The 569-nt window shown below is 42.5% G+C and carries 1 protein-coding gene; it reads right to left on the bottom strand.

Annotated features, from left to right (window positions below; translation table 11 throughout):
* Positions 1-569, bottom strand: a 569-nt coding sequence (locus tag LBV24_RS15060; RefSeq protein ID WP_224479485.1) for a hypothetical protein, incomplete at both ends; no start/stop codon positions are given.

Genomic DNA, 569 nt, shown 5'->3' with positions numbered 1-569 from the left:
ATCGAGATTGAAGTATCCGTACTAAATGGGCCAATAGTCTCGGTATACAATGGCGTATCGCTACAGTATTCGTAACCATAAACATTAAGTTCTAGGGTTTCGTTGCTTGGTACAAATCCACAAACCTCGCCATTTTCGTTGGTGTAACCATAGGTTGTGCCAAATGTAGAACTGGTAATGCTTACCCAAAGATTATTTAACGCATCTTGATTTTCGTTCGTTGCACTAACACACAGTGTAACGGCTTCAGCTGGTATGTCGCAATTCCAGAATGAAAAATGTGCAACCGTACCAACATACATATTACCTTGCAGAGTAGCCTCACCTTCTTCCTTCCAGTAACCGTTTACTTCATCGAAATACCAAAGCGGTATTGTAGCAGGAGCAATGCCCATTAAACTTGGGTCTAACGGAATTCTAATCTCGGAAGTAGAGCCTTCAGGTAAATTTAGATCCTCGCCACCTGAACCCCTTAGTTCAACGGCTAGCATTCCCAAAGTTTGCAGCATACGTTCTGCACCAGCTTCATTTTGTGCATAAAGCATACCTGGCATTTGCATAGGCATATC

It is taken from the genome of Winogradskyella vincentii (assembly GCF_020166345.1).
Lineage (GTDB): Bacteria > Bacteroidota > Bacteroidia > Flavobacteriales > Flavobacteriaceae > Winogradskyella > Winogradskyella vincentii.
Note: the sequence above shows the minus strand (reverse complement) of the source record. Positions and strands in the feature narration are given on the sequence as shown.